The sequence below is a fragment of the Nocardioides zeicaulis genome (assembly GCF_042432345.1).
Taxonomy (GTDB): Bacteria; Actinomycetota; Actinomycetes; order Propionibacteriales; family Nocardioidaceae; genus Nocardioides; species Nocardioides zeicaulis.
In genome coordinates this window covers 1,292,080-1,305,960 of the sequence record NZ_JBHLXH010000001.1, presented here as the reverse complement: position 1 = coordinate 1,305,960, position 13,881 = coordinate 1,292,080, and the positions used below count along the sequence as shown (strand labels likewise).

At 67.8% G+C, this 13,881-nt stretch carries 12 protein-coding genes; 2 read left to right on the top strand and 10 right to left on the bottom strand.

Annotated features, from left to right (window positions below):
- Positions 1–44 precede the first annotated feature (44 nt).
- Entirely contained in the window at positions 45–1,436 is a 1,392-nt protein-coding gene (locus ACFFJG_RS06440) for a DNA cytosine methyltransferase (protein WP_378517775.1), read from the top strand.
- Positions 1,437–1,451: 15 nt separating this feature from the next.
- On the opposite strand, the gene ACFFJG_RS06435 is transcribed toward ACFFJG_RS06440, so the two are convergent.
- The 6 genes from ACFFJG_RS06435 to ACFFJG_RS06410 form a co-directional block, all read right to left on the bottom strand.
- Positions 1,452–2,660 carry a hypothetical protein gene (locus ACFFJG_RS06435; RefSeq protein WP_378517774.1) on the bottom strand — a complete coding sequence of 403 codons (1,209 nt, stop codon included), beginning with the start codon at positions 2,658–2,660 and terminating at the stop codon, positions 1,452–1,454.
- 52 nt (positions 2,661–2,712) lie between these two features.
- Positions 2,713–3,108, bottom strand: coding sequence for a very short patch repair endonuclease (locus ACFFJG_RS06430; RefSeq protein WP_378517773.1), 396 nt, complete (start codon positions 3,106–3,108; stop codon positions 2,713–2,715).
- 87 nt (positions 3,109–3,195) lie between these two features.
- The gene (locus tag ACFFJG_RS06425) at positions 3,196–4,308 is read right to left on the bottom strand and encodes a hypothetical protein (protein WP_378517772.1); all 1,113 of its coding nucleotides are present in this window, start codon (positions 4,306–4,308) and stop codon (positions 3,196–3,198) included.
- The gene (locus ACFFJG_RS06420) at positions 4,277–5,356 is read right to left on the bottom strand and encodes a ParB/Srx family N-terminal domain-containing protein (protein WP_378517771.1); all 1,080 of its coding nucleotides are present in this window, start codon (positions 5,354–5,356) and stop codon (positions 4,277–4,279) included. Before ACFFJG_RS06420 ends, ACFFJG_RS06425 begins: the two co-directional genes overlap by 32 nt.
- A 1,168-nt stretch (positions 5,357–6,524) precedes the next feature.
- A complete protein-coding gene (locus ACFFJG_RS06415) occupies positions 6,525–6,689 on the bottom strand; it encodes a hypothetical protein (RefSeq protein WP_378517770.1) in 165 nt (54 codons plus the stop codon).
- A gap of 236 nt (positions 6,690–6,925) precedes the next feature.
- The gene (locus ACFFJG_RS06410) at positions 6,926–8,113 is read right to left on the bottom strand and encodes a zinc-dependent alcohol dehydrogenase (protein WP_378517769.1); all 1,188 of its coding nucleotides are present in this window, start codon (positions 8,111–8,113) and stop codon (positions 6,926–6,928) included.
- Positions 8,114–8,293: 180 nt separating this feature from the next.
- Here ACFFJG_RS06410 and ACFFJG_RS06405 point away from each other — a divergent pair, with 180 nt between their 5' ends.
- Complete coding sequence (locus tag ACFFJG_RS06405) at positions 8,294–8,986, top strand: SprT-like domain-containing protein (RefSeq protein WP_378517768.1); 693 nt, start codon at positions 8,294–8,296, stop codon at positions 8,984–8,986.
- Here the strand turns inward: ACFFJG_RS06405 and ACFFJG_RS06400 are convergent.
- The 4 genes from ACFFJG_RS06400 to ACFFJG_RS06385 form a co-directional block, all read right to left on the bottom strand.
- On the bottom strand, positions 8,970–9,359 hold the full coding sequence (locus ACFFJG_RS06400; protein WP_378517767.1) for a DUF2237 family protein: 390 nt from the start codon (positions 9,357–9,359) through the stop codon (positions 8,970–8,972). The two genes, ACFFJG_RS06405 and ACFFJG_RS06400, sit on opposite strands and share 17 nt — an antisense overlap.
- A 17-nt stretch (positions 9,360–9,376) precedes the next feature.
- Positions 9,377–9,625, bottom strand: a complete 249-nt coding sequence (locus tag ACFFJG_RS06395) for a hypothetical protein (protein ID WP_378517766.1) — start codon at positions 9,623–9,625, stop codon at positions 9,377–9,379.
- Between the two features lie 238 nt (positions 9,626–9,863).
- Positions 9,864–10,874, bottom strand: a complete 1,011-nt coding sequence (locus ACFFJG_RS06390; RefSeq protein ID WP_378517765.1) for an alcohol dehydrogenase catalytic domain-containing protein — start codon at positions 10,872–10,874, stop codon at positions 9,864–9,866.
- 131 nt (positions 10,875–11,005) lie between these two features.
- Entirely contained in the window at positions 11,006–13,810 is a 2,805-nt protein-coding gene (locus tag ACFFJG_RS06385; RefSeq protein ID WP_378517764.1) for a DEAD/DEAH box helicase family protein, read from the bottom strand.
- Positions 13,811–13,881: the final 71 nt, after the last annotated feature.

Sequence of the window (13,881 nt, the reverse complement as noted above, 5' to 3'; positions counted from 1 at the left end):
CTCGCGTCTTTGCACTACTGCCTGGAGAGGCATAAGCTTCGAACATGAGCTCGACACCTGCCTTCCGTTTCATCGATCTCTTCGCGGGCGTCGGTGGCTTCCACGCTGCCTTGTCTGCTCTTGGTGGGAAGTGCGTCTACGCAGTCGAGGTCGACGAGAAGGCCGCGGCAGTCTACGAGCGAAACTGGGGGATCAAGGCGCTCGGTGACATCACGAAGGACGCGAACGACGAGGTCATGAACGTCCCCGCCCACGAGGTGCTCGCGGCGGGGTTTCCCTGTCAGCCGTTCTCCAAGTCGGGCGCCCAGCGGGGCATGGACGAGACCCGCGGAACGCTCTACTGGAACATCCTCCGCATCATCCAGGAGCGCCGCCCCAAGGTCGTGCTCCTCGAGAACGTCCGAAACTTGGCTGGACCGCGCCACATGCATGAGTGGCAGGTGATCATCGAGACGCTTCGCGAGGAGGGGTATCGCGTCTCCGAGGTGCCGGCTGTCTTCTCGCCCCACCTCCTCCCGCCTGAACGGGGTGGACGGCCGCAGGTCCGTGAGCGCGTGTTCATCACCGCGACGTACGACCCTGACGGCCTGACGAACGGTGTCGACGTCGAGCCTCCTGTCCTGTCAGGGCAACCTGTGGACGGGTGGGAGCCCTCCACCTGGCACCTCGAGGACCTTCTCGACGACAGCCACAACATCGCGGGATGCAACCTGACCGCCTCGGAACGTCTCTGGATCGACGCCTGGAACGAGTTCGTCGAGACCTGGTTCGAGAAGACGGACGGTCGCCGGCCACCCGGCATGCCCATCTGGGCGGATGCTTGGAAGGACGTGTGGACTGAGAAGTCCGTCGTGCGGCGAACGCTAGGCCCGTCGCCCCACTACCGAGACCTAATAGAGGTCGACCCGTCCTTGCCTCAGTGGAAGGCCGGCCACCTGGCAAAGAACTACGCGCTCTTCATCGAGCACGAGGACTGGCTGAAGCCTTGGGCGCATAGCTGGGGGATCTACACGGACAAGTTCCCTGCCTCACGGCGCAAGCTTGAGTGGCAGGCCCAGGACACACCTCGATTGTGGGACACGGTCATGCAGCTACGGCCGTCGGGAATCAGGGCCAAGCGACCGTCGTACCTGCCCGCACTCGTTGCTATCACTCAGACCTCGATCGTCGGTCCGCGCGAGCGGCGACTGTCGCCGCGCGAGACGGCGCGTATGCAAGGCCTTCCTGAGTGGTTCGACTTCGGCGCCCAGGCGCCCGCCGCCACCTACAAGCAGATGGGCAACGGTGTGAACGTCGCCGCAGTGTGGCACGTCGTTCGTGAGCACGTGATCCGTGACGAGGACCTGCTAAAGCGATCGGCGCCCGGCCGTCGCATCATCGCGGCAGTGGATAGAGCCCCGCTCTCGCCCGACGACTCGCTCAAGCTCCGCGGCTAGCAGCTCGCCTCCAAGTCAGCGGCCTTCGACGGCCTCTGAGTAGATCAAGAAGTTGTCGATGTTGCGCTTCTTGATCATGACCTTGAGCGCGCGTGACTCGCCGCTGGGCTGCTTCCCCTGGGCAAAGTCGCCGAGGACCACATGGAAGTTGGCCTCGTTCACCTCGAGGATCATCATGTTGACGAAGCGGACAGAAGCCTTGAAACGCCGCGAGTAGGACAGCGGGTCGTAACCTTTACGGCTCACGTACCCGACCGAGCGCTTCCACTCGTTCCACTCGATCGTGGCGCGGTGACCGTCGTTCTTAGCGTGCTTCGTCTCGTGCTCGTAGATGACGTACCAGAAGCGCCCGTACTCGTCGATGCACCGTCGGATGTCCTCGGCATCGTTGCCTGGCGATTCGTGCTTGGTCACGTCGGACGCCTTGAGGTCGCCGTAGTACTCGAGCTGGTCGCCCCTTTTGAAGACGAGGTCGTAGTCGAGCATCCCGTGACCCTTCGCCTTCTGATACTCGACGAGTCCCCCCAAACCTGTCCGTCGCAAGAAGGCGTCAAGCCGGAACTCGACGTAGAACCCCGGCCATTCCCCCTGGAACGTGTCCGGCCACTTCGACGCCTTCATCTCCTTGACCGCATCGAGGGCTCGGATCTCGCCATTCGTCAGGAACTCGATGTTGAAGCGGTGGAAGACGTCGACGCGCGGCTGCTTGGGCTTGTAGCCAGCGCGTAGATAGCCAGCGAACTGATCGGCTCGGACGCTGGTGAGTCGATTCCCGTTCCGGTCGACCCGGGAGAACTGGCCGAGCGTCTGGGCCTGGAACAGGTCGTTGGTGCTGACGTGGGCCGCGGAGTTGTTGGCCTTGCGCCGGACATAGGTCGTTGGATCGAAGTCCACAAATATGGTGACCGACTTGTAGTGATAGACGCCTACGAATCGGACGCGGCGCCCGCCACCAGCGGCCCCGAGAGCGAGTGACTTCCACGTCGGCGGAATCTGGATCCGCTTCTTAAAACCCGGCCACGGATTTCCGAGGTGGGTGATCTGAGCGCTCAGGATGAGCTGATCACCGAAGGTGACGACGCGCTTGCCAGCGTAGTCTTCGGAGGCTGACCCCGGCAGTGCATCAAGGATCAATCGCTGCTTGACGGATGGACGCAATGTCGTGTCGACATCCTTGAGGAGAGCGCCATCCGGTCCGATCTGGTCTACAACAATGCTTCCCACGAGGGGATGTCTAACAGGCATGGCGTGCGACCGCGCATGAACGCTGAAGGTTTCACCCCGTGGTGGGGCTGTCTCTGGCCATGATCCGGTAGATCCCCTCGACCAGGTCTGCCGCGTTCGGAGGAGAGACGTGTTCCCATACTCGCACCACTTCCCAGCCGGCCTCGGTGAGCTCGCGATCGGTGTCCGCGTCGCGTGCCTGGTTGCGCTCGATCTTCCAACGCCACCAGTCGCTGTTTGTCCTGGGCCGAACGTGGTGCTCAGGGCAACCGTGCCAGAAGCAGCCGTCAACGTAGACAGCCAAGCGGACGCGCGTGAAAGCGATGTCGATCGTGCGGCGGTTGTTGCCGGGGACTTTGCTCTGCACTCGGTAGCGCAAGCCCCTGGAGTGGAGTGCACGGCGGAGCGCGATCTCCGGCCGCGTGTCTCGGCGCGCCAGATTCGACATCCGAGAGGAGAGGGCCCCTGTGGGAACGAGACGCCTAGGCTCCTTCCCCGGCCCTTCAACGACGGTCTCCAATAGTGATGCCACGAGTCAGACGACGTCCAGCTGGAATTCCCAGGCTGCGTCGACAGTGGCTGCTGGCGGATGAACATGTGGCGCACTGGTTAGAAACCGAAGCGCTCGAAGCCGGTCGATCAACACGCCCGATACATCAGAATCTGAGTACCAAAACTCCCCGAGTCGTCGGAAGTAATGTGGGATGAAGGTTATTTTGGTCTGGGGCGCGGACAGATGCAGAAACTCGCGCCAGCGCTCGTGACCGGCCTCGAACTGCTTGCCATCCCACTTTTTTCCGCACGCGCATTGAGCGAAAAAGGACGGCACGCCTTTGGCGGAATCGAGCATTGGTAACCACGCCACCAAATCCAGTCCGTTGTCGCCGGCGTCGCGTGGATGGAAGTCCGTCGGATGGGCAAGCACGACACCGCGCAACTCGGCCGCCAGTGCAGTCAGTCGTTCATAGTGCGAACCGATGAAACGACTTGTCGCACGACCGCGAGCAGTCCCGTATGCGTCCACCTCGGCATTCGAGGGCAGCATGATTTGCAGCACCGAAAGTGAGAAAACTTCGAACTCGGCGGTCACTCGTTGCATCGTCTGGTGGGACAAATGGTTCAACAAGCTCGACAGAAGATAGAAGACGTATGCTCGGCCTTCCGGCCGGAGATCCGGGGCGGATATGCGGAGTCCGGTGAAGTCAATCTCGAACGGATAGGCTACACCAAGCGAACGCTGCCTGTCGGCGAGAAGGGCGAAGACCTCTTGGCTCCAGCGGTACCTATCATCGGCAAGTTCTGCTGCTCGCCCGAAGTCGTCGTACGCAGGCTCGTCGGGATCTTCGAGATCGCTCGATGCCGCGTCATCAAATAGTTCATCAAAATCATCGGTGTGTAGGGCCGATGCTTGGTCGAGGAGGGCCGCGACGATGTCCGATTCGTCGCCGTCCTGGGCGTCAGGCGACGTGGCTGAGAAGTCATCTGCAAATTTGGCTACCTCGGCCAGTCGGCGGGCGCTGAATTGCTTATCTGGATCCACCATGCATCGGAACTCGACAAAGTCGGCCCAGTAGTAGATTTCACTTTGCGACGGGATGCTCTCGGCCTTCGTGGGGTCAAACATCCGTGTGCCTACCCGCTCGGTCACGCCGCCTAACTAACAGGCGCAATTGGTCGAGAAGTTCCTCAAGCTCGTCGAGGATGGCAAGCGCATCGCCTGTCCTCTCGACTCTATGCAAGAGGTTTTGGGCGGTAACGAGTCGATCTCGTGAATTTCGCAAAGCGCGCAAGAAGAGTTCAGAGACATCTAACGTTGCGCTGGCCGCATCCTCGACCGTCTCACCGCGAAGGAGGGCGTTGACTCCCTCAGGGTGCGCGACCGCCGCAGCGAGAAACTTCATGTTACGACTATCGCCAAGTTGCGTTCTACCAAGTTCCGGGTTCGGCTGAAAGAGCCACTTCGTCAGATGGTCCAGGTTGGCTTCGTCCACGTAAGAGAATGTTTCTTGATCCAGGGTTTCAAGGCCAAGAAACGTGACGATCGCCCTATAATTCAAGGATAGCGTAATGAGCGAGAAGGACACGTCCTCAGTGAGCGGCTCGTCGGCGTTCGACGTCATTCGCTCATACAACCGAAGAGCGCCGAGGAGGCGCATGACATAGTCCGCTCGGCTACCGATGAGCCTCGCTATATATCTATAAACGTCGGGTCCATGCTCTTGTAGATGCTCGCGGTAGAGTGAATCAAGATAGCGAGCTTTGGCGGCGGGCTCCCATTGCTTGATCCCTGTAATGTGGCGATAGCCTAAATAGTCAAGAACGTCGTATCGATCCGAGAAAATGGCGCAGGGTAGCGTGGATAGGTCGACATCTGCGCCGAGGTTGGCCATGTCCTCGACCGCACGTCGTCGGCGTGGTGCCCGCGACGGCTCGGTGAGAAGGAGGGTCGCTGCGAGCCGCCGATTCCCCTCAAGTACCCAATACTCGTCCTCATTCTCAGGTGACCGCATCACGAGAAGTGGCTCCGCAGGGAAGAAGCCCTTAACGGCAATGGATCCCATTAGTTCGACGAGCCCTGCGTCGCTCAGCATCCAATCGAGGACTGACTGTTCGTCGCGCCCGTCGATGTGTTCCGGGAGTCGCGGGTTCTCTGGATCGAATCTGAGTTGGCTCAGAGGAGCCGCGAGGTAGTCCACTTGATCAGTCGCCACGGCGCCAAACCCTCACTTGAAGCGGATGAAGTCGTGACAACGTAGCGCACCCGACCGACAGCAGCGCGTAAGCTGGATGACCTCGGCCGGCCACGGCTCGGTACACGTCATGGCGTGCGTCCGTGCAGTCGGCACGACGAGGCAGGTGCTATCCCCGCAGGCGCAGCGCAGGCGCAGTCCGGGCGTGAAGCCCTGATGCCTCGGATCTACCTGCAAGCCATCGACCGCATCCCCTACCGCTTCTCAGTTGAGTCGCTTGCGGTCAGCAATCGGCGTCGCTGATGCGCCTTGATTTCCTGAGCGATCTCAGCATCAGTGATATCAAACGCCTCTGGGGCACTGGCGGCAGTGTCGGAGACGCGAGCGAACTCGGCAAAGAGGTCGCTCTTCCTCGCCAGGGTCTCGGTAGTCCTGCGGGAAGCCATGACTACGCCGATGTCACGAGGGCTGAGGCCGTCGCACAGTTGGCGGTCCATGATGCGGCAGCCGACACTGACATATCCGTCGCAGGTCATGCTGCGCGGGGCGCTCCATCTGAGACGAAGGTCCGCGCGGCCATTCCAAAGGAGTGGATCCGATGGGCCTCAGGAGCTCAACAGTCAGGGATGGACGGGACGGCGAGGCGTAGCCGACGCCGTTGTTCTTGGGCGGGCTCGAGGCGAGTGGTGCGGCACCCCTGCGCCTTCTCTCAAGGTCTGACTTGCCAGTTTGGAAAGGACGGTCCAAGGGAAGCGGAGTGATCTCTTCGGTCGCCTACGCAATACAAAGCAGTCTTACGAGTCGTTCCGTCCGCTAGCACCGAGCCGGATGTACTCCCGCGGAGGCGGAGGGCCATCGGTTCGGTTCGTCGACGTTGGTGGGGGAGACCCGCTCGACGTCGGGACGACGAGGTCGACCACCTGCTCGATGGGCTGGGACCCCCGCATGTTGCGCTGCCGACCACCGGCCACCGCTACCCGATCCAGGTCGAGCGTATCGACTTCCATGACCAGGATGGCTACTGGCGCACGCACTGGGACGACGCCGACGTGTTCTACGGACGACGTGGCTCGAAGGCTCGGCATCCGAGCGCGGTCACGCGCTGGGCGCCAGCGGCGCGAGCTCGTCCGGCGGGACGGGACGGATGGAGGCGCCGTTGGCGAGGTGCACGACCTCACACCGGACCCGGGACTCGGACGTCGCGGCGTTCAACGCCGTCGCCCAGCGGCGGTCGGACGGAGTCAGGAAGCCCGACCCCGGCCGGGAGATGAGGAGCGAAGCGCACGTCGTCCAGCGAGTCCTCGGCAAGCAATTGCAGCAGCGTCGCGGAGTTGGCCATGAGCGGCTCGTCGGGTTCGTGCGGCGTCGGTGACCTCGATCAGCTGGGGGAGGGGCACGTCGTCCTGGATGAGCATCATCCAGAGCGACCGTCCGCCAGGCCGCACGGGGCCCATCAGACGGCGCCACGCTCCTTCAAGGTCGGCCTGCGTCCTGATCACGGGTGCGAAGGGTTCGTTCGTCATGGATCGACCCTGACCCAGCGGCCGGCGTGGGGCGAACGCTCTTCCACAGGGTTCAGGGCTGGAAGACCACCTTCACCATTCCGTCCTCCTTCTTCTGAAACGTGCTGTACGCATCCGGCGCCTCGGCCAACGGGAGGTGGTGGGTCGCGAAGGCGTCGACGCCGAAGGGGTCGTCCTCGACGAGCATGGCGAGCAGCTCGTCGGTCCAGCGGCGGACGTTGGCCTGGCCCATCCGCAGCTGCACCTGCTTGTCGAAGAGCTGCATCATCGGCATCGGGTCGGCAGCGCCGCCGTACACGCCGGAGATCGAGACGGTGCCGCCGCGGCGTACGGCGTCGATCGCGGTGTGGAGGGCGGCGAGGCGGTCGAGGCCGGCCTTCTTCATCATCGGCTCGGCGACGGCGTCGGGGAGCAGGCCGACGAGCTTCTGCACGCCCTGGGCGCCCCCCGAGCCGTGGGCCTCCATGCCGACGGCGTCGATCACGGAGTCGGGGCCGCGGCCGCCGGTGGCCTCGCGGATGATGTCGCCGACCGAGCCGACGTCGTTGGCGTCGTCGAAGTTCAGCGGCTCGGCGCCGAAGGCCTCGACGCGGGCGAGCCGCTCGGGGATCCGGTCGACGGAGAAGACGCGGTAGCCCGCGCGGACGCCCATCCGCGCGGCCATGTCGCCGATCGGGCCGGCGCCCATGACGAGCAGCGTGCCGCCGTCGGGGACGTCGGCGTACTGCAGGCCCTGCCACGCGGTGGGGAGGACGTCGGAGAGGAAGAGGAAGCGGTCGTCGGCGTGCTCGTGCGGCACCTTGACGGGCAGGAAGTTCGCGAAGGGGACGCGGAGGTACTCCGCCTGGCCGCCGGGCACCTGGCCGTAGAGCTTGCTGTAGCCGAAGAAGCTCGCGCCGGTGCCGTGCTCGTGGTTCTGCGTGGTCTCGCACTGGCTGTAGAGGCCCTGGTCGCACATCCAGCACGACCCGCAGCACACGTTGAACGGGACGACGACGCGGTCGCCGACCTTGAGGTTCGTGACCTCCGAGCCGACCTCCTCGACGATGCCCATCGGCTCGTGGCCGACGATGTCGCCGGCCTCCATGAACGGCGCGAGCGTCTCGTAGAGGTGCAGGTCGGAGCCGCACAGGCCGGTCGAGGTGATCTTGATGATCGCGTCGCTCGGCTCCTCGATGCGCGGGTCCGGGACCTCGGTGACCTGCATGTCGTGGACGCCCTGCCAGGTGACTGCCTTCATCGCGCGGTACCGCCTTCGATCGGGATCGGGGGGAAGTGATCCCGTACCCGGGTGGCAGGGTCACATGCGGACGTCGATCATGGAGGCGTCGTGGTCGGGAGCCGCTTGCCGACGACCTCGGCCACGCCGCGACCGCATTCGCGGCGCACGCTGTCGGTGTGCTCTGGTGGGATGTACGTCGTGGAACTCCAGGACGCGCTCGAGCTGGCGTGTCGGCTCCGTGACGAGCACGGGCTGGACGGGTGGCGGATCGAGCTCGACCGCGCCAAGCGCCGGGCGGGGGTGTGCCGGCACGGGTCGCGCACCATCGGCCTGAGCGCGGCGCTCACCGAGCTGCACGACGAGGCCGAGGTCCGCGAGACGATCCTGCACGAGATCGCCCACGCGCTTGCCGGTCCGCGTCACCAGCACGACGCGACCTGGCGGGCGATCGCGATCTCGATCGGGAGCAACGGCGAGCGCTGCGTGCGCGAGGACGCGCCGCGGGTGCTCGGCGACTGGCGGGGTGCGTGCGGTGGCGGGCACGAGTTCGACCGGCACCGCCGACCCGAGCGGGTGCTCCTGTGCCGCCGGTGCGACTCGGGTGACACCGATGCTCGGATCATCCAGTGGACCTACCGGGGTCGGTTCGTCACGATGCACCCGAGCTACACGGCCGAGCTCCGGCGCCTCATGTCCAGTGCCCCTGTGACCCGCCTGCAGGTGGGCCAGACGGCGCGGATCACCTCGGGCGGCCGGTGGGGCGGACGGGTCGGCGTCGTCGAGAAGGTGGGCCGCACGCGCTACCACGTGCGGTTGCCCGAGGGCGTGCTGCAGGTGCTGTTCTCGGCGGTGGAGGCAGGCCCCGCTGAGCGGGTCAGTCCAGGGAGCTGAGGTCGGGCGGCACGTCGACGGCGTGCTCCCGGAGCAGCCCGAGGGGTACGACGTCGAGCGCGCGCTCCGACGTCGCCGCCAGCACGACGGGAGCGGCCACCCCGGCGGCGTACGCCTGCATCCACCGTGCGGCGACGACGCACCAGCGGTCGCCGGGCACGAGACCCGGGAACTGCCACTCCGGGCGGGGCGTGGAGAGGTCGTTGCCGACGGCCTTCTGGTGGGCGAGGAACTCGTCGGTCATCACCGCGCAGACGGCGTGCAGGCCGGCGTCGTGCGGGCCGACCGTGCACGTGCCGTCGCGGTGGAAGCCGGTGACCGGGTCGGTGCCGCAGGGGTCGAGCTCGCCGCCGAGGACGTTGCGTTCCGTCATGAGGTCAGCATGGCGCGTCAGCCGACCGTCTGGCCGCTCTCGGTGCGACCGGCGAGGAACTCCGTCAGCACGGACGTGCGTGCGCTGCCGACGTGCGTCACCTGCTCGCTGGTGTCACCGGACAGCAGGGCGATGTCGATCCAGTCGTCCTTGGTCGTCAGGACCCGCCACCCACCGCCGGACTCCTCCCAGCGGATCAGGACCTCGACGAGGCCTCCCGGCAGCGTGGCCTCGGGGCGGCCGTGGCCCTCCGTGTGCGTGCTCACCCGATCACCTCGTGTGGTTCCGTGCGCGACGTTGCTTCTCGGAGGCTAGCGGGGGCGGTGAAGTCCGTCATCGTTGGTTTCGAGGCTCGCTGCGCTCGCACCTCAACCACCGAAAGGTTGCGCTCGCACCTCAACCACCGACAGGTTCCGCTCGCACCTCAACCACCGACAGGTTCCGCTCGCACCTCGACCACCGAGAGGCGCTCGCACCTCGACCACCGAGGGAAGGGCGCCCCTCTCACCGCAGGTCGAAGACCAGCCGGGCGGGCACCTCGCCGGCGAGGACCTCCTCGAAGCACGCGTTGACGTCCTCGAGCCGCCGGGTCTCGGTGACGACGCGGGTCAGGCCGCGGGCGTGGAGGTCGAAGCAGGCCGCGAGGTCGTTGCGGGTGCCGACGAGCGAGCCGATCACCTTGACGCCCTTGAGCACGGTCTCGAAGACGGGGAGCTCGAGCCGGTTGTCGGCGGGCAGCCCGACCAGCACGAGCCGGCCGTTGGGGTTGAGCGCGGCGTGGGCGGCGCGCATCGCGGCGGGCGACGGGACGGTGACGAGCGCGATGTCCACGCCGCCGATCTCGGCGAGCTGCGCCGCCTGGTCGCCCCGTGCGTCAAGGACGTGGTCGGCGCCGAGCTCCTTGGCGAGCTGGAGCTTGTCGTCGTGGACGTCGACGGCGACGGTGCGGCAGCCGAAGACGCGGGCGTACTGCAGGCCGAGGTGCCCGAGCCCACCGATGCCGACCACCATGCAGGTCTCGTCGGGCCGCGGCTCCGCGACCTTGAGCGCCTTGTAGGTCGTCACGCCGGCGCACGTGAGCGGCGAGGCGTCGACCGGGTCGACGCCGTCGGGCACGGGGACGACGTGGCTGGCCCACGCGACGGCGTACTCGGCGTAGCCGCCGTCCATCGTGTAGCCCGTGTAGGCGGGGTCGGTGCAGTAGGTCTCCCAGCCGTCGATGCAGTAGCGGCAGTGGCCGCACGCGTCCCCGAGCCACGGCATCGCGACGCGCTGGCCCACCGCGACGGGCAGGTCGCCCGCGCCGACGGCCTCGACGATGCCGACGCCCTCGTGGCCGGGGATGAGCTGGTCCTTGGGCTTGACCGGCCACTCGCCGCGGGCGGCGTGAATGTCGGTGTGGCACAGCCCGCAGGTCTCGATCCGCACCAGGACCTGGCCGGGGCCGGGCTCCGGGACGGGGACCTCGCGGACCACCAGCGGTGCGCCGAGTGCGGTGACGACAGCAGCCTTCATGACGTGCTCCTCCGGTGTACGCCGGCGCGGTCAGCGTCGGGGGAGCTCCTGCTCCACCTCGAGACTTCTCCTCGGCGACCCCGCCGGGCAGGGCGTACGGTCCCGCAGGCGCCGGGACGAAGGTCCCGGCGTCACGACCAGGTGCGGCGCATGACGGTGGTCGCGGCGAACGGGTCCTCGCCCGAGACGGCGGCCACGACCCCCGCACCGTCCGGCCTCGCGGACGCCAGCAGCCTGCCGTCTCCGACCCAGGTGCGCCAGGCGGCGAGGTAGTGGCCGGCCAGGGTGGCGTTGCGACCGAGGACGGTGGGGACGGGGTGCCAGGCCTCGCCGGTCGGCCGTGCCGCGCGCAGGGCAGCGCGCGCACCGCGACGCGTACGGACGGGGCGGCCGGGTGCGGACGCGCCGGTGTAGCGGGAGACGACGTAGCGCGGGGCGCCGACCGGGCCGATGGCCTCGTCGAACGCCGTCGCGAAGACCTCGGCGTCGTCCTCGGTGGCGGCGAGGCGGAAGCGGTACTCACCGCCCGGGTGCACGTCGACGGCGAGCGCGGAGGCACCCGCCGTGGTCAGCCCGGCAGCCAGGAGCCCGTCGGCGACCGCGGCGGCCACCGACTCGAGCGCGGGCGTACCGGACGTCAGCGCGACCTGCGCGTGGACCCAGTCGGTGAGGACGTCGGTGTGGACGCGCTGGGTGACGACCGCCTGACCCAGCGTGGCCAGCGCGCCGAGCCCGCCGGCGATCGCCAGCGTCCACGGGCTCGCGGCCGCGGCCGCTGCGGAGGCGCCGATCGTGCCCGCAGCCAGGGTCACCGGCGAGCGCCAGGTCGTGTCGGGCAGCGGCGCCTCCGTCGTCAGACCGTCAGGCCCCAGCCGCCAGGTCGGCGCGACGGGGACGACCGTCACGACCTCGTCCACCGGCACCACCCTCGGGACGGCAGGTCGGACGCGCAGGGACGCGAGGGTGACGTCCTCGTAGGGCTCGCCGACCCGCCACGCCTCGCGGATCGCGTCACGGTCGGCGGCGGCGAGCAGCATCCGTGCGTTGAGGGCGTCGAAGGACGCGACTGGCGGCGGGGCGAAGGGGGAGAAGGAGGCGTCGATGTGGGCGACGCCGTCGACGATGTCGCCGTCGGCGTCGATGCCGTGGAAGCCCTCGTGCTTGCGCACGAGCCGCGACCAGTCGTTGTCGCCCTTGGGGTGCGCCTCGGAGACGCAGACGACGGTCCAGTTGGTGGCGACCTTGTCGGGCCAGGTCGGGTCGGTGCGCAGGGCCCGGCCGCGGGTCTGCACGACCGCGGTCAGCGTGGTCGCGGTGGTGAGGTCGACCAGCGTCGAGACGCCGCGCGCGTTCCACCCCTCCCCGAGGAGGCCGCGCGTGCCCACGAGGACCTGCGTGCGGCCGGCCTCGAGGTACGCCGTCACGTGGGCGACCCACGTCCGTGACGTCCAGCCGGTCGAGCAGGTCGCGACCGGCGACCCGGCCTGCACCGTCAGGCGGGCGGCCAGCCCGGGGTCGCGGGAGGCGACGAAGGAGACGAGGTCCTCCAGGGTCGACCCGGCCGCGGCGACGACGGACCCGGTGACCAGCATCGGGCGCAGGGCGGCCGTGCCCGGGTCGGTCAGCAGCACCTCCAGCGCCGCGAGCGCCGAGCCGGCCTCGGCGTCCTGCACCCCGTCGAGCGTCACCGGGACGGTCGCCGAGGCGCGCTCGTGGTCGCACAGCACCAGCACCCGCGCGCGGTCGCCGAGCGCGGCGTGCTCCGCGGCGATGATCTGTGCGGCCGCGTCCGGCTTGGCGTACGACCGGGCGAGCACGCGGTCGACGGTGGAGCGTCCACGACGTACGCCGCGGCGCGTCCACTGGTAGCCGACCGACGGCAGCGCCGCTTTCACCGTGGCGAGCACGTCGGCGTCGGCCGGGTCGTCGGACTCGGCGACGTGGTGGAGCAGCCAGTCCCCGAGGAGGCGGACCCAGTCGTCGGCGGTCGGGGCGTGCCGGTGCTCCTCGCGGAGCCGGGCGCCGGCGGGCAGGTCGAGCAGGCCGGCGTGGTGCATCCGGAGCGCGGCGTCGCACAGCTCGGGCTCGCGCTCGGCGAGCGCCGCCCACGTGGTGGTGGCGGGCACGGGCTCGACGAAGCGGGCGGTCAGCCAGGCGTAGAAGCCGACCGTGCCGAAGCCCGGCGTCGTCAGCAGCGTGGTGAGCTCGGTGAACCGGACCGCCTCGCTGGTGAGCCAGTCCTCCTCCGTCGGCGTCGGCGTGGTGAGCCAGACGAGCTCGTCGAACGGTGCGAGGTGGCCCTCCTTGACGACCGCCGGCACCGAGACGCGGTAGCGGATGGTGCCGAAGAGCCGGTCCACGAGCTCGCGCTGCTCGCCCACGAGGCTCTCGGGTGGGGTCGCGGTGAGCGCCAGCACGTGTGCGCGCTCGACCGCCTCGAGCAGCTCGGCGAGCAGCCGGCCCCACACCTCCAGCAGGTGGTGGCACTCGTCGAGCACCAGCACCAGCCGCTGCTGCGCGCGGATCCGCTCGAACAGCGCGACGCCGTTGGGGTGCAGGCGGTCGACGACCGACGGCTCGGGCTCGTCGTCCTCGTCCCCTGCCGCCTCGGCGTCGAAGACGGCGAGGGACTGGTAGGTCAGGCAGGTGAGGCTGCTGGTCAGCTCCTTGTCGTCGCTCGCGTCGAGCCCGTGGGCCCGCGCCTCGGCGATCCACTGCGACTGGATGGCGGTGTTGGGGGCGAGCACGACGGCCCGGGTGGCGGGGTGCTCCCGCACCTCGGCGGCGACGGCCTCGATGCCGACGCGGGTCTTGCCCGCCCCGGGCGGCAGCACGACCCACGCCCGCGGGTGGTCGGCGTCGCGCCACGCGGAGGCGAGCGCGTCGAGCGCCTCGCGCTGGTGGACGCGCAGGGGCGGCGGACTGATGACCGTCACCCCGACCTCCTCCTCCGCGCCTGTGGCCGGAATCGTCCCACGCTGGCGCGTCCGGCTCTGACGTCCTAGGG